The sequence below is a fragment of the Flavitalea sp. genome, assembly GCF_035489435.1.
Lineage (GTDB): Bacteria > Bacteroidota > Bacteroidia > Chitinophagales > Chitinophagaceae > DATHKG01.
The window spans coordinates 1-25,338 of the sequence record NZ_DATHKG010000117.1 but is presented as its reverse complement, the minus strand read 5'-3'; the positions used below and the strand labels follow the sequence as shown (position 1 = coordinate 25,338).

Annotated in this window: 17 protein-coding genes; 7 read left to right on the top strand and 10 right to left on the bottom strand. The window is 40.7% G+C overall.

All coding sequences use genetic code 11. The features are described from left to right. The first annotated feature begins 382 nt into the window (after positions 1-382). Complete coding sequence (locus VK664_RS18925; RefSeq protein ID WP_461400263.1) at positions 383-4,630, top strand: PDC sensor domain-containing protein; 4,248 nt, start codon at positions 383-385, stop codon at positions 4,628-4,630. Between the two features lie 59 nt (positions 4,631-4,689). On the opposite strand, the gene VK664_RS18920 is transcribed toward VK664_RS18925, so the two are convergent. The 5 genes from VK664_RS18920 to VK664_RS18900 form a co-directional block, all read right to left on the bottom strand. Further along, the gene (locus VK664_RS18920; RefSeq protein WP_461400262.1) at positions 4,690-6,825 is read right to left on the bottom strand and encodes an ABC transporter permease; all 2,136 of its coding nucleotides are present in this window, start codon (positions 6,823-6,825) and stop codon (positions 4,690-4,692) included. Continuing rightward, the gene (locus VK664_RS18915) at positions 6,812-7,063 is read right to left on the bottom strand and encodes a hypothetical protein (protein WP_461400261.1); all 252 of its coding nucleotides are present in this window, start codon (positions 7,061-7,063) and stop codon (positions 6,812-6,814) included. Before VK664_RS18915 ends, VK664_RS18920 begins: the two co-directional genes overlap by 14 nt. Positions 7,064-7,398: 335 nt before the next feature. Further along, on the bottom strand, positions 7,399-7,605 hold the full coding sequence (locus VK664_RS18910; RefSeq protein WP_461400260.1) for a hypothetical protein: 207 nt from the start codon (positions 7,603-7,605) through the stop codon (positions 7,399-7,401). A 357-nt stretch (positions 7,606-7,962) separates the two neighbouring features. After that, positions 7,963-8,646 (bottom strand): LytR/AlgR family response regulator transcription factor, encoded by a 684-nt coding sequence (locus VK664_RS18905; protein WP_461400259.1) that lies wholly within the window; start codon positions 8,644-8,646, stop codon positions 7,963-7,965. Positions 8,647-8,800: 154 nt separating this feature from the next. Further along, positions 8,801-10,336 carry a sensor histidine kinase gene (locus tag VK664_RS18900; protein ID WP_461400258.1) on the bottom strand — a complete coding sequence of 512 codons (1,536 nt, stop codon included), beginning with the start codon at positions 10,334-10,336 and terminating at the stop codon, positions 8,801-8,803. A gap of 200 nt (positions 10,337-10,536) precedes the next feature. On the opposite strand from VK664_RS18900, the gene VK664_RS18895 reads away from it, so the two are divergent. Together VK664_RS18895 and VK664_RS18890 are read left to right on the top strand one after the other, a co-directional pair. Beyond that, the gene (locus VK664_RS18895) at positions 10,537-11,448 is read left to right on the top strand and encodes an ATP-binding cassette domain-containing protein (protein WP_461400257.1); all 912 of its coding nucleotides are present in this window, start codon (positions 10,537-10,539) and stop codon (positions 11,446-11,448) included. Continuing rightward, positions 11,445-12,209, top strand: coding sequence for an ABC transporter permease (locus tag VK664_RS18890; protein WP_461400256.1), 765 nt, complete (start codon positions 11,445-11,447; stop codon positions 12,207-12,209). Before VK664_RS18895 ends, VK664_RS18890 begins: the two co-directional genes overlap by 4 nt. 112 nt (positions 12,210-12,321) lie before the next feature. Here the strand turns inward: VK664_RS18890 and VK664_RS18885 are convergent, their stop codons facing one another. Beyond that, positions 12,322-13,665, bottom strand: a complete 1,344-nt coding sequence (locus tag VK664_RS18885; RefSeq protein WP_461400255.1) for a D-arabinono-1,4-lactone oxidase — start codon at positions 13,663-13,665, stop codon at positions 12,322-12,324. 78 nt (positions 13,666-13,743) lie between these two features. After that, positions 13,744-14,319 carry a dihydrofolate reductase family protein gene (locus VK664_RS18880; RefSeq protein ID WP_461400254.1) on the bottom strand — a complete coding sequence of 192 codons (576 nt, stop codon included), beginning with the start codon at positions 14,317-14,319 and terminating at the stop codon, positions 13,744-13,746. Positions 14,320-14,853: 534 nt separating this feature from the next. Here VK664_RS18880 and VK664_RS18875 point away from each other — a divergent pair. Beyond that, a complete protein-coding gene (locus VK664_RS18875) occupies positions 14,854-16,905 on the top strand; it encodes a glycoside hydrolase family 172 protein (RefSeq protein WP_461400253.1) in 2,052 nt (683 codons plus the stop codon). Between the two features lie 195 nt (positions 16,906-17,100). Here the strand turns inward: VK664_RS18875 and VK664_RS18870 are convergent, their stop codons facing one another. Beyond that, entirely contained in the window at positions 17,101-17,622 is a 522-nt protein-coding gene (locus VK664_RS18870) for a hypothetical protein (protein ID WP_461400252.1), read from the bottom strand. 224 nt (positions 17,623-17,846) lie between these two features. Further along, positions 17,847-18,362, bottom strand: a complete 516-nt coding sequence (locus VK664_RS18865; protein ID WP_461400251.1) for a DinB family protein — start codon at positions 18,360-18,362, stop codon at positions 17,847-17,849. 171 nt (positions 18,363-18,533) lie between these two features. Here VK664_RS18865 and VK664_RS18860 point away from each other — a divergent pair, with 171 nt between their 5' ends. The 3 genes from VK664_RS18860 to VK664_RS18850 all read left to right on the top strand — a co-directional run bounded on the left by VK664_RS18860 (position 18,534) and on the right by VK664_RS18850 (position 24,547). Continuing rightward, positions 18,534-19,487: an alpha/beta fold hydrolase gene (locus VK664_RS18860; protein ID WP_461400250.1), complete on the top strand. Its 954-nt coding sequence runs from the start codon at positions 18,534-18,536 to the stop codon at positions 19,485-19,487. A 216-nt stretch (positions 19,488-19,703) separates the two neighbouring features. Then, on the top strand, positions 19,704-21,434 hold the full coding sequence (locus VK664_RS18855; RefSeq protein ID WP_461400249.1) for a tetratricopeptide repeat protein: 1,731 nt from the start codon (positions 19,704-19,706) through the stop codon (positions 21,432-21,434). Positions 21,435-21,571: 137 nt separating this feature from the next. Then, on the top strand, positions 21,572-24,547 hold the full coding sequence (locus VK664_RS18850; RefSeq protein ID WP_461400248.1) for a T9SS type B sorting domain-containing protein: 2,976 nt from the start codon (positions 21,572-21,574) through the stop codon (positions 24,545-24,547). 227 nt (positions 24,548-24,774) lie between these two features. Here the strand turns inward: VK664_RS18850 and yiaA are convergent, their stop codons facing one another. Further along, positions 24,775-25,206 (bottom strand): inner membrane protein YiaA, encoded by a 432-nt coding sequence (gene yiaA / locus VK664_RS18845; RefSeq protein WP_461400247.1) that lies wholly within the window; start codon positions 25,204-25,206, stop codon positions 24,775-24,777. Between the last annotated feature and the right edge of the window lie 132 nt (positions 25,207-25,338).

Here is a 25,338-nt window from a genome sequence, read left to right as displayed (position 1 = left end):
TTTTCATATATAAACTGCTATACCTTTATACAACTAACAGCACTGATTACACAACCAACAACACAGATCCGCTCCCCATCTGTACTTCATTCGTATTTTATTTTACTCCATACCACTTTTTTGGCTTAGTAGCAGATCCAGGTTTTTCTTCGTAAAGAAACTAAATTAACCAGGCTTGCCGAACTTATTCAGTTCGACCCTGGACATGAGTCCATTTCCTGTAAGGCCACCGGCTTTAATCTATGTTTCGCGTAAAATCTATGTTACTGATTTTACAACATACAACGACTAAACATACAACGACTAATAAACAAGCTTTGGGCCGCATTTTATGCGGCCGGAAGCCGACTTGTGCATTATCATAACCCTCAATCCTTAACGTATGAGTGTAAGGGAAACCACGAACCGATTAACCAGGACCGTTGCAAATCTCAGCAGCCGGTACGCACCTGCGCTTATAACCATCATAGTACTGGCTTGCGGGTTTTATTATTATTTCAGTGTAATCGTTAAAACAAATGAAAGCCATCTCAAAGAGAGAAAGTTCCGCGGCCTTCACCAGGTGGCTGCTAATATCAAAAACAAGCTTGAAACCTACGAACAAAAAAATGCCAGGAATTTTATTGAAAGCATAGAAAAAACAAACACTACAGTCGACACTGCGACTATGGAGAAAGAGTTTGGGTTGAAATTCCATCAATATAAAAGTCTTCCCGACTCACCGATAAAAGAAAAATTTAAATATGATTCTGTTGAAAAACAGTTTGAGTTTTATCCGGGCGCTACCGGGTTTGCATCCGTGGAATTACGTGTGTTTCTGCAACCACTACTTCGCCGTGACATTTTCAACCAGTACATGCTCGCCGACAATGGTTCTATCATTTTAGACGAATTAAACATCTCACATAAATCACTCAAAGAATTTATTTCTACAACCATACAGGATGACACGGTCGCGAAAATAACAATTACCGAATCAGGCAATCTTGTCAAAAAAAATATCGGGGGGAAGGATCATTGGTTGTTCACTATTGCATTCGCTTCCGGCGGCAAAAACAAGTTTACGATTGGCGGCTATATTACAGATGACCAATATGAGGCCGAACGAACATATATACCTCCATACGGCATTCTTTGCCTGGTAATCGGAGTTATTTTAGTGATTGTTTTGATCCCTTTGCTGAAGGTTTTCCTGATGCACCGTTCTGAGCAACTTGTTACAATGACAGCAAGCTCCGCCTTCGCGGCAGTTCACCTGCTCGCCTCTATTCTTGTGCTTTCAATATTAACGCTATATGTCAACTTACATATTGTTCGAAACCAGAATGACGAAAATTTACAAAAGCTTGCAAACAAAATAGACACGACTCTCCGTGAAGAAATACAGGTGGACATGAAAACCCTGTGGCTTGCCACTGCCGACCTTAATATAAATGACACATCCCGAACTGATCCGGCCGAAAAGGATTCACTATCACTTGACACGCTTTTTGATGTTCTCATAAGAAAGGATTATACGATTAAAGTGCCACAGGACGGCAAAAAAGATACGGTTGTTCCCGCGCTGAATTCATCTAAGAGTATTCTCAGACAGCTTACTCATGTGTACTGGACTGACTCTAACGGACAGCAACGAATAAGATGGACCAAAGAAAAGGTGGTTCCTCAAAAAATAAATATCAACGACAGGGATTACTTTAAAGCGGTGGCTGAAAACAAAATGTTTTATGATTCCAGTGGACAGAAATATCATTTTACAGATATCTCTTCATGGATCTCCAACAGTAATTTCGCGGTGATCTCGATGCCGGTTAAGATACAAGTCAAACACAAAGACACCGCCCGGATAATCATGGTCAGTGGCGGTACCAGGCTCAAATCATTATTCTCCCCGATACTACCACTGGGCTATAGTTTTTGCATTGTTGATGCGACCGGTAAAGTTTTTTTTCACAAAGAAGTAATCAGGAATCTTAATGAAAACTTTTTGCAGGAGTGCAGCAACAGGGAACTGATTCAACCTATTTTAACGTTGCGGACGCCTGACTTTTTCGACGCAAGATATGCAGGTTCCAATTACAGATTCTTCTGCAAACCAATAAGCGGGACTTCTTATTCCCTGCTTACATTTCGTGACCTGCAACAGAGTTGGGCAGAGGATCTTGATATTATCAGTGCTACTTCAATACTTGTACTTTTCAACCTGGGTATTATGTTGCTGGCCATTCTGGCCATCAAGGCGCTGTCTTATACAAAAGGAAAAACAAAAACACAAAATCTTGCCTTAACATGGCTGAGACCTTCAGGGAAACTAAGAAGAGAATATGTATCAGTTACCTGCTTTTTTGCCATCTCAATGTTAACCCAGCTTTTATTTATTTACTGGTTAAGTCATGTTGATAATCTGGCCCTTATGGCATCAACATTTACATATACTTACCTGATGTTAGTTGCCACCTTTCACCAGTTCTCCCTGCATAAGGATCCACATAACAAAATTTATCTGCGGCCTAAAAAAATACTTATCGGTCTATTCAGCTTTCTGGGTCTTTGCATCGGGTTGCATTGGATAAGGTATGGCAATGTGGCCTTGTGGTTGGTTGCTGAAACATTTCTTTATTTACTGATCTACTTAATATTGACTTACCGTTGGAACCATATCACACCGATTGCGAGAAAAGTTATGGAACAAACGAAGACAACCTGGCTCAAGCCAGGTTTCAGGCACTCATATACCTGGTTTGTGTGGGCCTTGATTACTTCGACTTCTGTAATCCCTTTATTAATATTTTACATGCTTTGCCACGATGAACAAAAGAAAATGTCGGGCCGGTATGCACAGTGGGACTTCGCAAATCAACTTTCAGATGTTCCAACCAGGGTATTCGACAGCCTGAAAGGCCCATTAATAACGACGTATCGTTACCCTTTTCACTTCCAGCTGATAGCCAACGATGTAAAACGATATACCAATCTACCAGATTCTACAATATCATCCGATGCTTTTGCAAGCTTCTATAGAGCTATCAAACCTTCTTTTTTAAACTATAATCTAAATCTCGAATTGCTGAACGCAGAAGATAGCATCAACACAGAGTACTCATGGAAACAGAACAAGGATTCAAAGGTTTCCAGTTTATACTTTAAGCAAAGTTCGTTAGCGACTGATAGCATAAAATATAGCGGGTGGCAACTTTCGAAACCAACCAGGAATTCGTCGGAAGCACATTTTTTTAGTTTTCTTAAATTGCCCAATATTCTGTTGATTGCCGTTTTGCTGACTGGTTTATATTTTCTCCTGAGGTTGCTAATCAGGAAAATATTTTTTGACGGAGCTATGGAGCCTTCATATGCGATAGGTCTAGATATACTCACCAGCTATACAGCAGGGGTACAGGGAAACCTTTTTATTTATGGGCCACCGGGAATACAAAAACTTAATGCTGTCAAAAAAGAGATACTGAAGCAGGGAACGTTTGTGCATATAGACTTCAGCGATCTCGCAGATAAACCTGCCGAAACACTGATCGCTGAAAAGGAATCAGAGCTAAAAAAGACTGCAAAACATTCGACAATACTTTTGATAACAAATATCAATATTAATTCGGATGACCCTGTTATTACAGGGAAGAAACTTTCTGTCATAGAACATTTTCAAAAGCTTAAAACAAGAATATTCATCGTCTCCTCAAAATATTTTGAATCACTTGGCATGTTTGAGTATAATCAGGGCAAGCCAAATGAATTGAATTATTCTGGCCGTTGGGAAAATCTTATGAAGTCTTTTTATACTGTTTATCACCGCTGGCAAAAGAAACAACCTGATCATCTTTTACACAAGTACGAAGGTAGATTCGGAGACTTTATAATGAAGTCATATCATATTATGGCACGTCCGGCATCACCCGTGAATGCTGATTCGGATAATATCTATCTCCCATTGGCTGATGGCATTCACAACCATATACACGAAGAAATTCAAAAGCTCATAAACAAGATCATTGAAGAATGCAGTCATAGCGCATTTCTCAGCGAATTAACTGAACCAATGATTGCTTTTGCTTCGAAACTTGCATCACCAACCATGCGAAATGTTCAAAGCGGATCATCCTGGCCAGCAAACCGTATAATCAGCCGGCATTTTATATTTGTGTTTGAAAAGGTTTGTGAGCGGATTGAATCCCTTGCACAAAACCATTACCTATCAGTATGGAATGCTGTCACACCAGAAGAACAAAGAACGCTGTATGACATCGCGATAGACGAACTGGTTAACCCCCTGAACCGCAAAACTGCCGCAAGACTTTGCGAAATCGGTCTTGTTAAACCAATTGAAGGTATTGCCTGCTACAATATAATGAATGTAAGTTTTCGCAACTACATACTTAATCATGTCGCCAATAACGAAATAAGCCTTTTCAAAAAAGAAATTGCGGCAAAAGGATTTGGCTCCAGTATTCAATTACCATTGGTGATTGTGGCCATCGCAGCATTTGCTTTCATTGTTTTCACCCAGAAAGAAGCATTCACGAGTTTCATTTCATATATAGGCGCTGCGTTTGCGGGTATAACAGGCTTAGTAAAAATTATATCATCAATACCAGCTTCCAAAGCAGAAGGGAAAGCTTAATTAAGTATTAATTCTTAATATAAAACTTTAACTACCTGATAAAACTTTAAACTACCTGGCTATTCCGTCCTGATACTTTTTACCGGGTTCGCGAGCGCTGCTTTAACTGCCTGGAAACTTACCGTTATAATTGCGATGATTAGTGAAATACCACCAGCCACTAAAAATATCCAGGGACCAATTGTAATACGATAGTCATATTTCTGTAACCAGTTGTGAAGGAAATAAAATGCTATTGGAGATGCGATAATATAACTTAGAATAACAAGCCAAATGAAATCACGCGACAACATCAGCCACAATTGTGAAACAGTTGCTCCCAGTACTTTCCTGATTCCAATCTCTTTTGTTTTGTTGCTTACGATATAGGCCGACAATCCAAACAAACCAAGGCAGGAAATAAAAATTGCTAGGGATGCAAATATGCCGGAGAGTTTGCCAATCAATACTTCCATCTTAAATTTGGAAGTATAACTTTCATCCTGGAATTCATATATATATGGAAAGGCAGGATTATACTTGTTGAATATCGTATTCAAACCAGATAATGTTTTTTGTGCATCTTGCCCCGGCGCTAAACGGTACATCATGTAGCTTGCCGGTTTGGGGGAGCAATAAAACATAGTAGGATCTGCAGCGGCAAATGGGTTTATTACCAATGCATCCTTAACAACACCGGCTATATGGAACTCTGTATCATTCCATTTTATTACCTGGTTGACCGGATTTTTGAGCCTTAATACTTTAACTGCAGCTTCATTTAATATCACGGATGTCGAATCAAGGGCCGAGGTGAAATCACGCCCCTCTTTAAACTTCATTCCAAGTGTTTTGAAATAATCCTCCGTCACTATGATCGTCCCCATCTCGACTGTTTCGTTTCCAACTTTTCCGGGAAAATGGTCAAGATCAGAATGCCACTGAACATCGGTTGCACCGCTGCTGGCCGATGTTACTGAAGTAACAATTCCGTTCTGCAATAGCTCATTTTTAAGGGCAGGAAAGCTTTTCCTGAGATCTTCAGACAAATCAGTCATCATCACATTGTTCAGATCAAAGCCTGTATCCCTGTTTTTTGCATGATGAATCTGTTGATAAATAATAAATGTGGAGATGATCAGTACTATCGAAGCCGTGAATTGAAAAACGAACATCATCTTCCGTGGCAGAGAGCCTTTGTTTCCTATTGTGTTGATTCCTTTTAATACTTTAATCGGCTTGAAAGAAGCAAGCACAAAAGCCGGGCGACTGCCTGCAATGAGGGCTGTAAAGGAAACAAAGATGAGTAGTATGATCCAGAAATAAATATTGTTGAAAGGGATCGATACCCTCGTTTCCGCCAGCTCATTGAATGGTTGCAGAATAATTTGAACGATTATCAGTGATAAACCAAACGCAATAAGGGTTTGAACAAAAGACTCCAACAAAAACTGTAAAACGAGGTCGCTTTTTCTTGAACCCATTACTTTTCTTACGCCCACTTCCCTCGCTCTTTTGCCTGATCTTGCCGTGGTCAAATTAATGAAGTTGATACAAGCTATCAGTAGCACCAAAGCACCAATGATTCCAAACATTCTTACATATTCAAGAAAGCCTTCCGTGTCCTGTCCATTTACAAAATTTGAATACAGGTGCCATCTTTCAATCGGCTGCAGTTTTACAAATGAATTCATCGCATTGATATTCCCCTTTTCAGTATGCTGAATGTTTACGATCTTAGGAGCTACGGTTGCAAGAGAAACACCTGGCTTGAGTTTTACAAAAATTTGATTTGAGTTTGCACCATAACTTCCTGTTCTTCTTTCTTTGATGAAAGGTTTTGTCTGGTCGAGATAAGTAAATGGTACCAGGAAAGTAAAGTTGAAATTTGAATTGGCCGGCAGATCCTTCATAATACCGGTAACCCTAAGGTTATTTTGATTATCAAAACGTACCATCTTGTCCATAGGATCTTCGTCACCGAATAATGCTTTGGCAGTAGACCCGGCAAGAACTATGGAATAGGCATCTTTAAACACTGTGCCGGGGGTTCCCTTAATCAATGGAAATTGAAACATCTTTAGGAAATCAGTTCCTACCTGGCCACCGCGGAGGTATATTTTTTTATCTCCGACCATCAATCCATGCGGACCCATCCAGTCACTTTCGGCAACGTATTCAATGTCCGGTACAGCGTTTTTTTTATTCTTCCGCAAGCCGGAGCGAGGTAGTCCTGAAGGAGAGCGTATCACCGTTATTTGAGAAGTTACGCCGCACCCTATAGAGTCTTTCTGTATCAGGTAAAAATTTATCATAACTAAACTGGTGGTAAACCCACAGCCCTATCAACAGCGCTACTGACATCCCGATGCCAAGGCCGAGTATATTTAATACACTGTATCCAAGTGTGCGGACAAGGTTTCTCCAGGCGATTTTGATGTAGCTACGAAACATAGTGATGGTTTGTAACTAAATAACATACGCTAAGCCAAAAGATGAACCCACTAACTTTCAACAAGTTGTGATATGCCAGTCAGGCTGAACTGTTCAAAAACGGACAATTAATGTGCGGTCTTAAATAAAAAAAGAGTCGCTTATCCTTCGATAAACGACCCTTTTGTGTTGTTATAACTACGGAAACTAATCAGAATTTCATTGTTTACTAATCGGAGCTTCTTTTATTTGCTGATTCGTTGCTTGTTAATTCGTTGCTTGTTGATTCATTGCTTGTTAAAATTCGTTGTTGCTGATTCGTTGTTTGTTAATTCGGTTTTTATTGCTTTGGAATATTATTTCTTAGGATTATCTTTCTTAGGATTATCTTTTTGAGCTTCCTGTTGTTGAATCTTCTCCTGGTCTTCTTTTCCACCTTCTTCTGCCTCATGCTTAATTCCCTGCATCAGGGATGAAATCGGCCCTTTCATATGCTCCTGCGGGTCAGTCGTATGGAGTGTTTCTTCGTCGGGCTTTGTGATTGGTTTCTTATTGTCTTCCATAATATTCGTTTTTATTGGTGACTAGAATACTAACAATCAAATACCGGACCGCCGAAAACCTAATCCGAAACCATTATGAAACACACAATTATACTACTTAGCCGAAGGCGCGAGTAACCGCAGAATTGGGGAATTGACAATTATTTGGGTGACGTATAATACCCTGTACACGCTTAAAGTTTTATCGGGAAACTATATATGCAACTAATTCAGTTCAGGTAAATATTAGTCCCAGGCAAGAGAACACAGCATCTCTGAAGAGAATTATGAATTATGAGATATGAGTTATGAAACGTATAGTTATAAATCACTCCTCATTCAATAACTCAATAACTTCACTCACCACTTACCACTCGATTAAGGTTTTTTTAACACAGCAGCCAGGTTTTGACTATACGCTTCGCTAAGCGGGATCTTAATCTTGTTTATAGTCAGCTGGTGTCTTTCAATCTTATCTATCTTATTTATAGCCACAACAAAAGAGCGATGCACGCGGATAAACCTTTCTGCCGGAAGCATATTGCTTGCCTCAACAAATGTGCTTCTTGATAGAATGTTTTTATCTTTCATAACAAAGGTCACATAATTACCTGCCGCCTCCAGGTAGAGTATGTCATCATACATCACCCTTACCTGTTCATAGCCGGCTTTTAAATACATATGATCATTGCCCGGCGCGTTCGCCCTGAAAGTAAAGAGTTCAAGCGCCTTGTTACAGCTTTTTAAAAATCGTGCGAGCGAGAATGGCTTCAACAAATAGTCTACAGCATCAAGTTCAAAACTCGTAACTGCATGTTCGGAATAAGCGGTGGTAAATATTACCAGCGGTTTCCTGTTAAGGCTCCTGAAAAATTCAATACCTGAAATATCGGGCATCTTTATATCAAGAAAGATCAGGTCGATCTTTTCTTTTTGCAGGTATTCCAGCGCCTGGAAAGCATCTGTAAATACTGCCAACAATTCAATGAAAGGAACCCTGGCTGCATGAGCCTTCACAACCTCAAGCGCGATTGGTTCGTCATCTATCGCAATTGCTTTCATCCGCCTATGTTGGGGGTTATGGAAGTTACAGGTTTATGTTTTGCTTCGGCCGACGCGGTCCGCACAGATTTATAATAAATAATTGTATGCAAATTTAAGACAAGTAACAAATTCATGTTTAAGGCAAACAGTAAGGACAAGTACAAGTTTACTATCACTTTGTTAGTTTAATAGTCAGATGTACAAAAAATTCTTTGGTTGTTTCACGTATAATCAATTCATGTTTTCCGTGGTACATGTGCTGAAGCCTTTGTTTTACATTACTGAGACCAATACCACTTTTATTTTTTTCAGGATCTGCTTCCTGCCTTGGATGTTTGTTATTTGCAACATCAAAATAAAGAGTATTATCACGCACTTCTAAACTTATTTTGATTTGCGAGGGCTCACGAAAACTGATTCCATGTTTAAATGCATTTTCGACAAAAGGAATCAGGAGCATAGGGGCAATTTGTATTGGCCTAACTGTCTCCTCAATATTTGCATCGATCCTGACCTGGGGGATGGCATCTGTTCTCAGCTTCTGCAAACTAATATAATTATTCAGATACTCCGTTTCCCTGGTCAGTGGGATTTTATCCTGGAGATTTTCCTGCAACATAAACCGCATCATATCCCCTAGTTGCTGAATGCCTTCGCTGGTTTTTTCGGCCTTCTCCTGTATAGCTGTTCCATAGATGGTGTTTAGTGCGTTGAATAGAAAATGAGGATTGATCTGGGAACGAAGGAAATCAAGACTTGCGTTGGATTGTCCCAGTTCTTGTTTCAAAGCGTACAACTCTTCATTGCCTTTTAAATGTCTTTTGAACAAAACCCAGGTGAGGGGAATGGTGATGAAGGTTTGTATAAGGAAATTTATTCCGCCAAGAGTAAATCCAAAATCCTCGTTACGAATAAACATCAATAACAAAAAAGTAATTGCGAGAGAAGCTACCGCCAACACCCCGATAGCCTTTGCAATATATAGCAGGAAGGGCCTCTTGCTTCCTAAAGAACCGGGGATCAGCGTATGAAAAGAATACCAGTATAAGAGAATTCCAACCGGAACAGCGATTCCCCAAAGAACCAGCACAGGCCCGTCGCCTTCACCAACTGCCAGAAGGAAAAGGATAATGGCCCAAACTATAAAAGCTATGAGTCCACCCCTGGTAACGACACGGTATCTTGCCTGGATTTTATCAGCGTTTATTAAAAGATAGACGCTGGCGTATTTCAGCATACTATAAAATGCCAGTAAAATCAGCAGTCTGCAAGTGAATAGAAACGAGTCCAGGAAAATCCTGTTATAAGCATCCTGCCTCAGTTGATACTCAGCCAGCAAATAAGCCCTGGAATAAGTACCGGTGACCCCAAATATGATTGTAGCAACAGTTAAAATGAGTGCTATGATAAAAGTATTCTGGTATATATGCTGCCTTCTGAAAATTTGCGGTACAACGACAAAATTGAGATAGATGAAACTACCAAACAAAATAATATAGCGTACAAGCTGCGGAAAAAAATAATTATAGAAATAGTCGAACTCAACATTTGCATCCCTGAAAAGCCATTTATTTGGGGGATTTAGCATACCGGTGTCAAGGCTGACACTGTCGGTGATAAAGAAAAAAATAATAAATACAAATAGCGTTGTAGTTCCCCAGAACTCCACTTTTCTGAAGTTTTCTACTTTGTTTGAAGACTCATTCATGGTTAACATATTCAGCTGCAATACTAGCCCAGGGAACCCGTCCAATTTAATAAAAGTGATGAAACCATGATAATTTGGTTTGAATTCTCCCGTCACATTAAACCGGTAATTCATCACATTGAATTTGGTAATGGCAGTCTGCAGTCTAATGTTGCGAATTGTTTTCAGATCACCATTACATTAATCAAAGCATTTTATTAATGGCTACCGAACTAATCATCAAAACTACGGCACTGAACTATAGCTATGCAAAAGGAATAAATACCTTATCTAATATTAATCTTGAAGTGCCGGGGGGAAGCGTATACGGGTTCCTTGGCCCAAACGGTTCTGGCAAAACAACCACACTCAGTCTTTTACTCGGGTTGCTAAAAATTCAAAAGGGCCAGATTTCAATTTTTGGAGAAGAAATGCATAACGAAAAAACTTCCACCTTTCGTCGGATCGGCTCCCTTATCGAAACTCCTTCTTTGTATGGACATCTTACTGCCAAAGAAAATCTCGGCATATACCGGCAGGTATATGATGCACCAATGTCAAGGATCCAGGAGGTACTTAATATTGCTGGTCTTGAAGACACCGGCCGTAAAACCGTTAAAAAGTTTTCGCTTGGAATGAAACAGCGGCTTTCAATTGCCCTTGCCTTATTGCCAAATCCCGAATTACTGATACTTGATGAACCTTCAAATGGATTAGACCCGCAGGGAATTGTTGAACTGCGTGAACTGATAAAAAAACTGAATTCGAACGGAATGACCATACTTATTTCCAGTCATATTTTAGGAGAGATTGAAAAGATCGTTACGCATGTAGGGATTATTGTTAAAGGGGAGATGCTGTTCCAGGGTGCTTTACAACAGCTACATCAGTTTCAGCAAAAAAAAGGAAAACTCCTCATCAATACTTCTGATAATGAAAAGGCCCGTTCACTACTGACAGAGTTTAATCCCGGTGCCGCAAATGGCACACTGGCCCTCGATTTGACAGACCTGCACCAGGTAGCAAAAATCAATAGAATCTTAATCAATAATGATCTCGACGTATACCTCTTACAACCAATGAAACCGGACCTGGAACAATTATTCATCGACTTAACCTCTATACAATCATGAGCCTTCTTATATCTTTCAAATCAGAATTATTGAAAACAAGACGCACTTCCTCAAGTTATCTGTGTTTAATTGGAGCTGGGTTTTTGCCGCTTATGCATCTGGTGGATTTCTTATTTGATGATGGAGTCACTGCGGTTGTAAAAGATCCCTGGAACCTGTATTTATTTAATGGATTCGAGGCGGTTACAATTTTGATATTGCCATTGTATATAGTACTTCTTTGCACGCTAATCCCACAGATTGAATTCCGAAACAATACCTGGAAACAAGTGCTTACTTCACCACAATTAAAAAGGGAAATATTTATAGCTAAGTTTTTAACTATTCAAACGTTGGTTTTAGGTTTCCTGGTTCTTTATAATTCACTGCTGTTATTGTCTGCACTTGCAGCCGCCCTCTTTACGTCCAGCATCGATTTTTTCGATTTCAGTATTGACTGGGCTGCCCTTTTTACCGTGAATGCAAAAGCCTATGTTGCAACTTTTGCCATTAGCACCATCCAATTCTGGCTCGGGCTGCGCTTTAAAAATTTCATGGCCTCACTGGCCATTGGTTTCGGAATGTTGACTATCGCAGGAATGATCTTATTCGAATTCAATCTGCCCAATGCATGGCTTTTCCCATATACTTTTCCACTTGTGACTGTACTTCCAAAATTCGAAAATTTAAGTACTACAATTCCCTGGATTTCGCTTGGTTATGGAACTTTGTTCCTGTCACTTGCTTTTATAGACTTCAAAAGAAAAACGACTAGGAATTAGACAGTCCTAGGCGCAAACACCCTTCTTCCTATATATCAATGTATGATAATGGTTAACATTTCAGGAGTGAAAACGCCTGTATGTCGAAGAATCTGGGTTTACCAAGCCTGGCCTAAGCATACAAATTTTTATTCAGGAACTCATTCCTGAATTTCTCTTTTGGATCATAAGTCGCGACCAGCCTTTTAAATTCTTCCAGCTTAGGATACTTGCTGCGCAAGACATCGGGGGAGATGGAAAACAATTTGCCCCAGTGTGGACGGGCATCAAAAGGCGCAAGTGCAGATTCTATAACAGGGAGCAACTTGCTAACGGCAGGCCAGTCTTGTTTCCATGTAAAATGGATAGTTGTGCAAGGCTGTTTATAACAAGGACTCATCCATAAATCATCGGCTTCGATCGTTCTTATCTCTGAGATAAAAAGATGCGGTCCGATTTGAGCACCGAGTTTGGAGATTGCAAGGAATGCATCAAGTCCATGTTTTCGCGGAACAAAATATTCAGATTGCAGCTCTACTCCACTGCTGGGTGTAAAGCCCATTTTAAAATGTGGTAATCTTTCAAACCAGGGGCCCGGCACTCCCATTTGTTCAGTACAATTTTCAGCGGAAAGTTTTGCAATAGGATGCGTGTTTTTCGTAGCCGCTTTGGCACCATAAAAATTTTTAACTTTCGAAAAATCAAGCCTGTCCTTTTCATGTGCTTTTATCCAAACCTCATTGACTTTATTCGATTGCCAGTCTGTAAACAGACTAACGCTATATGCCACGGCAAGTATCGCATCAAAATGTTTTTGCAATTCAGCGACCGGTAGATCGAGATATACATATTGCCGCATTTTAAAGGTTGGCTTTATATCAAGCGTAACCTTTGTTATCGCACCAGCTGCGCCCAGCCCCACAACCATCGCATTAAACTTTTCACCATCATCTTTTTTTGTCAGTTGCACAACCTCTCCTTCAGCCGTAATAAATTCTATGGCTGAAACACCAGTGGCAAGGTTACCGTTCTTAACCCCCGAACCATGTGTAGCCGTCGAGCATGATCCCGCAACCGAAATATGTGGCAATGAGGCCAGGTTATGCAATGAGAACCCTTTACTTTCAAGAAACGGACAAAGGTCACCATATCTCATCCCGCCTTCCACAGTAACAGTGTTTGCGCCCGGGTCAAGTTTAACCACTTTGTTCATATCTCTGAGTGAAACAAAATAATCAACACTATCAGCGATTCGATTAAAACAATGGCGGGTGCCGAGGACCTTTAATTTTGGATGACTAACTATGAGTTTTTTGAGCTCATCTACTGTTTTCGGGTACGAGATCCTGTTAGTGCTGTATTTCAGGTTACCGGCCCAGTTTTTTAATTCATCCTGAGGCATCCAATTTTCAATCGGGGCGATCAGGGGAGAAGCCATAGCTGCAGTAGTTAATTTTAGAAATGTGCGTTTTTCCATGTCAGCATTCTTGAATTTGCTCCTCTGAATATAGGAAGAATAGATGGTTTAACGCATGGCGATCCCGCCGCCGGAAAATCACTTACTTGTTTCGTAAATCAGGATAACGACTCCTGACTTCCAGGATGTGGTCCGGATCAGCTTGAGACATTTCGTTTCGGCAATGTTCGCAAACAATGGTTTGCCCGAGCCCAGGATAACAGGGTGCACAGCCAGCCGGTAAACATCCACCAGGTTCAGATTAATAAAGGTGGTTATGAGTTTCGCCCCGCCATAAAGCCAGATATCTTTACCGGGTTGCTGCTTGATTGTTTCGACCTGTTGATGAAGCGCTAAATCGCTGTCAGAGTTAAGATAAATTGCGTTCTCATGGCTTTTATGATTTGTTGCCGAGAAAACATATTTCGTTTTACTATGTACAGATGCAAAGATTGATTTTATTGCAGCACCTGCATTTTCATCCGGTTCATAGTTGCCCCAGAGGTCATAGCTTATCCTCCCATAAAAAATGGTGTCTATGCCTGAGAGGAACTCGCCGAATTCAGATTTTTCGAAATCAGGATCTTCATCTACGACACACCAATCGATTTCACCTTTAGGTCCTTCGATAAAGCCATCTAGCGTCACAGCAAGATCCAGGATTATTTTTTTCATGATTATTATTATTATTTTTTTTTGTTCTGCTTACCAATTGTTATTGTAGGCATTGTTTTGTCGACATTGTTTGATGTTGTGCCTCATTGAAGTTACGCCTCCTTGATGTTGCTCCTCATTGAAGTTGCTCCTCATTGATGTTGCTCCTCATTGAAGTTGCTCTTCATTGAAGTTACAGCTCATTGATGTTACAGCTCATTGATGTTACAACAGCGTGTTGATTTTACAATCGCATTTATCTGTATTCAAATGCACTCATCTAATATTCAAACGCATTCATCTAAAATATGTATGTCGCTACCAGGGAAACCTTTCTTATCGTACCAAATTGCCGGTACAAGGGGATCATTTAGCAGAAAATCCTGTGCCAGTTTTTTATCTCTTCAAAAAATTATGAACCCGTTATTAATATATTTGATGAGTGGTACCACGTTGTCTTCTATATATCTATCATGCAATGTAGAAAAGCATGTTTCGATGCCGGGTCACTGATCGCCTGGCAGCATTTATCCTTTAAAGCATTATAAGCGCTATATGAAAAAAAGAAATTTGTTTTTGTTTGTTGGCATCTTCCTGCAAATACTAATATATGGCCAGCAGCCGACAGTTACTATGAAGTCGGAACTGGACAGATTACTAAACATCAATCATCTTCCTTCCTACATAGAGGGATCGGTAGTGAAACAAGTCTCATCATATGACCGCAAAGGTGGAAACAATGATGGTTTTGAAGGAACCTTTTCATATATCCGAAGAAATGTTGATAGCTCCCTGGTAATCTTTGAGTCTGAAGGCAAGGGTGTTATTGAAAGGATATGGACACCCACACCCACTGATGATACGCTGGATTTTTATTTTAATGGCGCTTCAAGTCCTTCCTGGTCGATAAAATTTAATGATCTGTTTTCAGGAAAGATTTACCCTTTTGTGAATCCGGTCGTTGGTAAAAAAGTGGGTGGATGGTATAGCTATTTGCCTATCCCATTTTCGAATGGATGCAGGGTGGTTTTTCGCGGTAAAAAAATGCTTTTTTTCCAATTGCAGTGTCGATTATACGAAAAAGGCGGGCCGGCAGGCAACTTCAGCCCGGCTTTGGATGATGATGCCAGGGCAACACTGGAAAAAACTGTGAGCCTTTGGTCGAAGGATAAGCTCGAACCCCTTGATCTGAACGAGTCGGAAATGCATTTATATTCCAATAAGTTTACGATGAAGCCCGGAGATATAACAACGATGCACAACATCAGGAATCCAGGCCGTATTACATCCATTGCACTTGGCAATGCAGTCTTGTATGAAGGATTAAGTAACAACTTTGACATCCGGATCACCTGGGATGATGAAAAATCACCCGCAGTTTATGCACCGGTTGCCGATTTTTTCGGGTATGCTTTTGGCGCTGCATCAATGAAAAGTTTGTTTGCAGGAGTTTATAACAATACGGCTTATTGTAATATTCCAATGCCATTTGATCGGAATGCAAAGATTGAACTTATTTATCGCAAGGATAGCACAGCTCAGCCAAACCTTGAAATTGAGTGCACCATCAATGTATCCAGCCACAAAAGAGAAGCTGCCAGAGAAGGCAAATTTTATGCATACTGGAAGAAGGAATCACCTCAGTTGGGAAAGCCTTATGTATTTTTAGAAGGTAGTGGCAAGGGACATTATATCGGTACAATACTACTCAGCCAGGGCAAGGATTACGAACATTTTACCGAATTTTTTGAAGGTGATGATTCAACAGTGTTGGACAACAAACATCTTTTGCATGGAACAGGTTCTGAAGATTATTTTAATGGTGGTTGGTATGCCCAACCCGGTGGCTGGGTTGAAAGAAAAGGCGCTCCTTTACATGGATGCCTGGACTATTCATTACCATTCAGCAGAACCGGTGGCTATCGTTTTTATATGCTGGATAAACTTCCGTTTAGTCAGCAGATCTATCACAGCATGGAGCATGGACCCGTTAACAATAACCGCAAGGTGGAATACACATCGGTAGCCATGTATTATGCAGACAAACCGCTCATTAACGGCGAAGCACCAAATAACGCAACTGCAAAGATATTTATACCTGATACCTTAAGTTTTTACTCCCGCCTCATGAATCATCTGAGCTATAGTGGCAATGCCAGGCTCATCAAAGGAAATGCAGAGTTGGATAAAAATCTGGATGGCACCATTCTCATTGATGTAAAAGAACTCAGCAAAGGAAGCTATAAAATATTCGTCCATGGAAAGGGTACTGAACAACTCAGTGCAGGCATCAATGATGCCTCGGTTACCGCTCTGGAATCAGGAACCCAGGCTGAAAAGGAGATAAGTACGCAAAAAAGTAAAGACTTGCAGCAACAAAATAAAACGCAGAAAAATAAAACGCAGAAGCCAAATAAAATGCAGAAGCAAGTTGCAATTCAGAAACAAGTCGAAATGCAGAAACAGGACGAAATGCAGGACAAATATATCGGAACCTTTGAGTTAAAAGACAACAGTATCCCGGTTCAACTGAACCTAAAAACCGGTGGTGACAAGTTGGTGCTCAACAGAATTTTCCTCGTAAAACGTCCTAAAAGTGATGAGTGATGAGTGATGAGTCAGTGGTGAGTTATAAGTGAACGTTCTAAAATGCAAATAGTCTCCACACCAAAAGCACCACTCATAACTCACCACGTATCACTCACTCATCACTCATAACTCATCACTCATCACTAAAAAAGGCTGTCTTCATCAAAAAGACAGCCTTCCTACTTGTTTCAATCGGGAAATTCTATCACAAAATTATTGCAGGTCGAATTGTTTGCGAACCATAAGTTCCCCTTCGTATGAAATCACTTCTTTAAGTTTCCTGCGGCTTTCGATGTTTACGAAATAAACGGTGTCTGCATTCGAAGAAAGTTCGGTTACTCCGGTGATGTCATAGCCATCATAGGTTTCCTCTATCTGGCTTCTTACGTCTTTGTTCAGGTGTTTAACCGAATATGTTTTCATTGTCTGAACCATGCTACCGTTTTTGCGATAAGTAATACGGTGTTGAATACCGTCTTTCACAAAGTAAGCGAGGTAGAACTGTTCATCGGTTGACCACTGAACCGGTGCGTCCATTTTGAAGTTCCTGTGAAATGACTTCAATACTTTTGAATTGACACTTGACTCTTCTGTCACAGTAGCCTTACGCACTAGATTATTGCTACTTAGATTCAGCATGTTATTGACGGAAGCTGAGGATTGTCCCTGTGCTGAGCTGAAAACTGCGATTGATGTTGCGAGCATAAATGCTGCGATTGAAATTGACTTTTTCATTGCCTTTGTTTTACTGAGTTATTGTTTGCTTTTTGTATAATGCAAAGAAACTTTAGATCAAACAACAATAAAATCACCACTCTAGTCAAATTACATCCCCAAAAACGGGAACCTCAAGAGAGATATGAATTATGAGTTATGAATTATGAAAGGAAAATATGAATGACAAGAGCTTTTATTTCATAACTACTTTCATAATTCATAACTCATAATTCATATCTCTCTTAAATGGTATTCCAGAATGGAGGTGGTTCTATGCCAAGTGAGCGCAGAAAAACATAGCCCTGGGCGCGATGATGAATTTCGTTATCTACAAAATAAAATAATGTTGAATAGTTTTCACCTTCATACATCCCAAAAGCTTTGTCCACTTCATTAAATCGCTCATTTGATATTTGAGGCCAGAGATCATTTATGTGTTCTGTGAGATCGTCCCACATAGTCAGCAAATCATTTTTATTCATGGCTTTTTCTGGAACTCCATGATGTGCTTCTCCTTCCAGGCTTTGCCATGTACCTGAAACAATACCGTTCATGCCATGATGGGCAAGACCAATCAGTTCGGCGACCATTTCAGAGAATGGCCGCATGCCGCCTATCGAATAATTGAGCAAAGCATCTTCAGGAAAAGCCATGATAACTTTACGGGTGAGCCGACGTTGACCTTGCCAGTGATCGAGAAGAACTGCCGGTGTAAAAACTGCTGTGGCTGTTGTTTGATGATCCATAACATTTTGCATACAATGAATTTTTAATGATGCATTGAAGGTAGAATCACCTGCTGACAACCCTATGTCAGTAACATTTCAGTATTTGAAAATTATTGTTTCCCCCGAATTTGGTGACGCAGTTTGCTCTTTAGGGGATTGAAAAAAATCGCAGGAAAAGACAGCTTTGCAAAAAAATATTTTATGCAGTTCCGTTTTTTATTAAATCTGATTATTTTTTCCCTGCTGGCGGATAATATCACAAATGCCCAGGAGTTCAGATCCTTCGAAATCAGTGGATATCCTGAATTCAATGAAATCATCCCAGATCGTTCACCCTTTTCTTCGCCTGCTCCTATCGTTGGCAAAATAAAACTACACACAGGTGTTACCCTCGAGTATTCAGAATCCGGTAATCCAAATGGCAAACCGGTAATTTTTCTGCATGGCTTTACCGACTCCAGGCATTCATTTAATTACCTGGTTCCTAAACTTACCGGTGATATCAGGTCAATCGTTATAACCCAAAGGGGACACGGCCAATCGGATAAACCGGTCTCCGGTTATCGTCCGGAAAACTTTGCTGCCGATCTGGATGCTTTCATGACTGCGCGGAACCTTGACAAGGCAATCATCGTTGGGCATTCGCTTGGATCTACGATCGCTCAATCCTTTGCAATACAATATCCTTCGAAAGTGAGGGGTCTTGTATTGCTGGGCACGATCCCTTATTTTAAAACGAATCCTGCATTGCTGGAATTCGGTTCACAGGTTGCGTTGTTAAAAGATCCGGTTGATCACGCATTCGCCAGCGATTTTCAGAAAAGTACGCTGCATCTTCCTATACCTGAAACTTATCTTGATTCTGTTATAAACGAAACTCTAAAAGTTCCTTCATTGGTGTGGAAGGCCGTGTTGAATGGATTAACTGAAGTTGATTATTCAACAAGTTTAAAAAACATAAATGCACCCGTTCTTATCATTTACGGTGACAAGGATAATTTTTCTTCTATCAGGGACCAGGAAAAACTCAGGTCGTCAATTCGCGGCTCCCATCTCCTGGTGTACAAAGGCGTGGGCCATGCGATCCATTGGGAAGATCCCAGCCAGACTGCGATTGATGTCTCAGCATTCGTAAATGATATAGACAAAACATAATCTTCGGAATTAAGCTGTAACACCAACAATATGCAAGAATAAACATGAACATTTATCCGGGGCGCGAATAAATAAACATCAACCTAACCTGAATTTCACCGGAATTGCATGAACTATTATCTTTATGACAATTGTAATATTGATTGCAATCTTGTCATCCAATCTTAGATAAGCCATCGAGCACCCGGGGAATCTTCATTCAAAAAAAACACTGACATGAAAATCCTTATTCTCATTTTCCTGGTAGGTCCTGCCATCCTGATTTTAGCCTCCTCGCAGCGGGAACAACTGCCGGAAAAACGGCTTGACAACCAGCCCGGGGCGGCCAAAGCGTTCCGCGACCAGACTTATTGTGCACCATCTTTTGATCCCTCAAAACTGGATGCTGCGGAGGCGCCTATATTTAAGGGCCTGGGAAATCTTCATTATCCGATTACAACCAACTCGGCAAAAGCACAGCAGTATTTCGACCAGGGGCTTACACTTGTGTATGCCTTTAACCATGGCGAAGCCGGCCGGTCATTTAAAGCTGCCATTAAACTCGACTCAACTGCGGCAATGCCTTATTGGGGACTGGCTATGGTGCTGGGTCCAAATTATAATGCAGCATTAAATCCAACCAGTCTTGATGAAATCAATGACGCAATTAACAAGGCGGTAAAATATTCTGCAAAAGCGTCCCCTTCGGCAAAAGGGTTGATATCCGCTTTACGCAAACGTTTTCCAGAGAAAGAAGTAAAAGACATGACTTCATATAACGAAGCATATTCCGCGGCTATGAAAAAAGTGCATGAGGAATTCCCCGGTGACGTGAATATAGCAGCCTTATATGTTGATGCCATGATGAATGAACATCCATGGGATCTTTGGTTCCGTGATGGTACTGCAAAAACATGGACCCCTGCTATCATAGAAACCCTGGAAAAATTATTAGCCATCGCACCTGATCATGTGGGTGCCAATCATATGTACATCCATCTTATGGAGGCATCACCAAAAGTAGCCCAGGCAATACCAGCAGCCAACAGGTTACGCGATATGTTACCAGCTGCGGGACATATCCTGCATATGCCTTCCCATATCGATATCCGTATAGGCGATTATCACAAAGGAGTTGTTGTGAATGAAAAAGCAAGTAGTGCAGACAGCAGTTACATTGCTCAATGCAAGGTACAGGGAGTCTATCCTATGATGTATTACCCGCATAATATTCATTTCCTGGCTGCCTGTGCTTTTCTTGAAGGCAATAGCAAAAAAGCAATAGATGCTGCCTGGAGCGTTGCAAGGCATGCCGACAAAACTTATATATATGAAAATGCAGCGATACAACACTATTCCATCATCCCTTATTATGTATTGACCCAGTTGGGTAAATGGGATGATATCTTAAAACTGCAACAACCCGATACCGCCCTTATATATCCTTTAGCAATCTGGCATTATGCGCGAGGCATGGCATTCAGTGGAAAAAATGATGCTGCAAATGCAGGTAAGGAATTACAGGCGATCCTTGAAATTAGCAAGGATCCGAGATTGGCCTCTCTTTCTATCTGGGGTGTAAACAATGCTGCTCAACTCACCCAAATCGCGACCAATGTATTAAGTGGTGAGATTAATGCTAAAAAAGGATTGTTTGACGAAGCTATCACTGTTTTGCAACTGGCAAGAGATATTGAAGATTCTTTGCTGTACCAGGAACCACCGGATTGGTTTTTTTCTACCCGTCACACATTGGGTCATGTTTTATTACAGGCTAAAAAATTTGAAGAAGCGGAGAAAGTTTATCTGCAGGACATGATTACTTATCCCGAAAACGGGTGGGCTTTGATGGGACTTTATAAAAGCCTGGTGGGACAAGGAAAAATACGAGAAGCAAAGTTGGTAAAAATACGATTTGATAAGGCCTGGAAGTGGTCGGATATGCTTATTAGTTCTTCGCGGGTTTGATCCGGATCAAGTTGCTGATTAGATTTTATGTTTTCCAATATTTGGAATGTATTTGCGTTACTTAGTTCCATACTGGATGTATGGTTGATTTTGACTGGTTTTTTATTTCGATCCAATAACTAAGATAACGTCATCCGATGCCCACACTGAATCAATTCCTGTCAGGGAAATTCACAATGTTGTGGATACTTATATGTATTCTTTCGATCCAATCCTTTGCACAACCAGGCTTGCCTGCTTACTCACCGGATTGTTATCCGAGCTACTATAAAAAGTTCAAGTCTGAACAGGAGCATGAGTACCCGACAAATTTTGCGCTTATGGGCAACAATCTCCAGTTGCTCGCAACCAACCGTTACAGTACCCTGCCTGATGGAAGTACCGAAGGCTTCAGTGGACTGAAATTGCTTGACGCCATGGGCAACCTGCTTGGTTCCGCAGATTTTTTTCATGGCGTCACAAATGCTGATTTTAGCATGTTCAAGCTTGACGAGAATCATGTGATGCTTGTTTATACCGGAGATGAAGCCGGACAAAAGGCAATGAGCTTCACTTTAGTAAATGCAAATCTGCAGAAGCTTTGGACCAGGCGTATATACACATTGGATGATTTCTATTCTGCCGGTGATGGCGTTGCTGACATACATAAGGATGAAGACGGGAACATAGTTATTCTCGGCACAACCGGTGATGGAGGTCCTAATCCCGGAAGCATTTCTCTTTATAAAATGGACATGTCTGGCAACGAACTCTGGACCAGCGTGCATCAATTGAATACTTCAGGTGCGATGAGTGGTAGCATAACCTCCTCGCCCTCAGGTTATATAGTGGTAACGGAAGGTTATAAAGGGAATTCATTCCTGGTTAATAAAAATACCGGTGATATTCTACAATCATATTCTTTCCCTGAAAACTGGAGCGGTTCAGTATTTCAACGTTTCCTGAAATACGATAATGGCTTTGCTTTTTATGCGGGCACTGACAAGGATAATCAGTTGATGATTGGCAGGTTCGACAGCGAGGCAAAGCCACTGGGATTTAAATATCTGCCTGGTGTAATCTCTATTCCATATGCTGATGCAAAGGACGGATTTCTCTACCTGAATTTTTCTTTTGCTGACTTCTCCATAAATTCTCATGTGGTAATGAAGCTCGACTCCGAATTGGATCCGGTATTTATGAATGAGTACCTGCAGGATCATGAAACCCAGATACGAGGTATTGGTGTTGGTGACAACGGCAAAATCTATAGTGGCGGAGGTTGGGGTGCTATGGGTGGGCCCACCTCCAGCACTTACCTGATGAAATTCGGAGCCAACGGCGAAGTTGGGCTTTGCGGCTATCAACCTTATCTTGCAACTTTCCAGGGATTTAACCCAACTCCGGGCACAGTTGATTTTCAGAAAATTTCCCGTACCTACATCCAGGCGACCATAGACGAAAACTTAATTCAGTCAAATACAACTTTTGATATTGATGAAGTGATTTGTGGTGAGTTCGATCCTTGTACCGAAGTGAGGATCCTTGATCCTGGACCAATCTGTACTTTGAATGCTGATAAAACTATCCAGTTTGTTACTAATGCAGACTGCGATAAAAATCCCGAATGGGCCTATGACTCTACTCATGTTAAATTTGTTAGTTCATCGGGTGGTGAAGCAGTATTCCAGTTTATCAAATCAGGTCCAACCTGGGTATTTGCAACAATAAAAACAGACTGTACTGTTTTTATTGACAGTTTAAGACTGCAGGTGGACGAACAACCATCGTCGCTGTTCCTGGGTAATGACACTTTGATTTGCCCCGGTGATTCGGTTCTATTAAATGCAGGCAATAACTATGTTCAATACATCTGGCAGGATGGTTCATACGAAATAACCTACCAGGCAAAAACCGCAGGAGTTTATGTAGTGTATGTATCAAATACCTGTGGTGAGCTTTCTTCTGATGAAATAACTATCACGACTGCAGTATTGCCTAAGCTTTTCAATATTGCCTCTATGGCACCATGTGTAAACGACACCTTTAGCATAACGGCAGAACCTTCTTACCTGGGTTATACCTGGGGTGCGGGTGAAAATCTTACCGGAAATGGAAATAAAGCGATTGCAAAATTTTCATCAAATGCTTCAATCGTATTGTCTGCAGTCTCAGACTATGGCTGTACTGCAAAAGATACGATGGCAATCAATTTGCTTTTTCCAAGGCCAGTAAAACTTGGATCAGATACAACGCTTTGTTTTACGGATTCAATTACCTTCCTGACAGATGGTGGCTATAGTTCATATAAATGGTCAACCGGTTCAACCAATAGTATATTAAAAGTGAATAGCCCAGGCCAGTATGATGTAACTGCACAGGATATGAATGGATGTTTTGCGCGCGATACGGTTGTTGTGAAGAAGTTTAGCCAGATAACATTATCATTGGGTGAAGACAGGGATTTATGTACCAACCAGCCTCTGAAGCTGGATGCCGGTGACTTTAGTGCTTTTCAATGGCAGGATGGCAGCAGCAGCCGCAGCATTAACATACAGGTTGCCGGAATGTATTGGGTGAATATCAGGGATCAGAACAATTGTATTGCATCTGATACGATGAGAGTCAGGAAAGTATTTGAAACACCTGTTTCTTTCCTGAAACCTGTTGATACCATTTGCAGGTTTAGAAATCTTGAATTATTCCCAACGGGAACTTACAAATCCTATCAGTGGAACACCGGTGCAACTACACCAGGAATATCAATTTCAAATGGTGGCACATATAGTCTGAAAGTAACTTCGAAAGATGGTTGTGCCGCAACCGAAACAGTTACAGTTACTGAAAAAGATTGTCTCAATGGTGTTTTTATAGCAAATGCCTTCACTCCGAACCATGATGGCAAGAATGATGTGTTCAAAGCAATGGTTTATGGCCCTGTTGTAAAATACTCCATCATCATCTTCAATCGTTATGGCCAGGTTGTATTCTCAACAAATGATCATTTGAAGGGATGGGATGGATTTTTCAAAGGTATGCCAGCAGAGAATGGTAATTATGTATGGAAATGCGTTTACCAGATGCAGGGCGGGCAGGTGACAGACGTTAAAGGACAGGTGTTGTTACTACGTTGATTTTGGAAAACGTCGTTTTTAGTGGTGAGTTGTGAGTGGTGAGTGAGTTGAAGAATGAATGAGTTGATGTATGAGCGAATTGATGAATCGTTTTACAAACATAGTTCATTGCACTCATAGTTTTCTTTTGTTACTCGGAACCACCATTTTTTCACCCTCTTCTTTTTTCATTCTCTTCTTTTTTTACTCATAATCTTTTGATGGATCGTTACTCAAAAAGTTGTTTTTTATTCATAATCTTTTATTGTATCGTTGCGCTGTTGGGTGATTTTGAGGTCTCTTGTGTTTTTTTGTACGGCTATTGCGGCGAACATGCTTAGTATAAAAGACATGGCATAAAATCCTTTTTCGCTTTTGATGAGCTCCGCATTCCAAAGCCCGACAGTAAGCAGGACTATAGACAGTAACGTAGAGAACCAGGCCAGTCCATAATAGATATTTGTAACGGGAATGTTTTCCATCTGATCCCGAACTGCTTTTTGAACCGAGATCGCGGAAAAAAGTCCGAACATAAGAACGGTGAAATAATATCCTTTTTCATTGAGTTGCATTTCTGCGTTCCATAAACCGATAATAAATGCGGTAATACCGATTAAGAGGGCTGCCCATGAGGCACCGATAAATGCGGATGAGGGTTGTCCGGGTTGTTTTTGCTCCATTTTTAATTTTTATGAACCAAAGCTAATAGCCGGCCAGGACTCAATTTTTGACTAATATCAAAAATGAGTAATCGTTTTGTTAATATAGGTTTGCCCAATGCGGTTGTAAAATGTAAAACTGGTGGCGGCCCG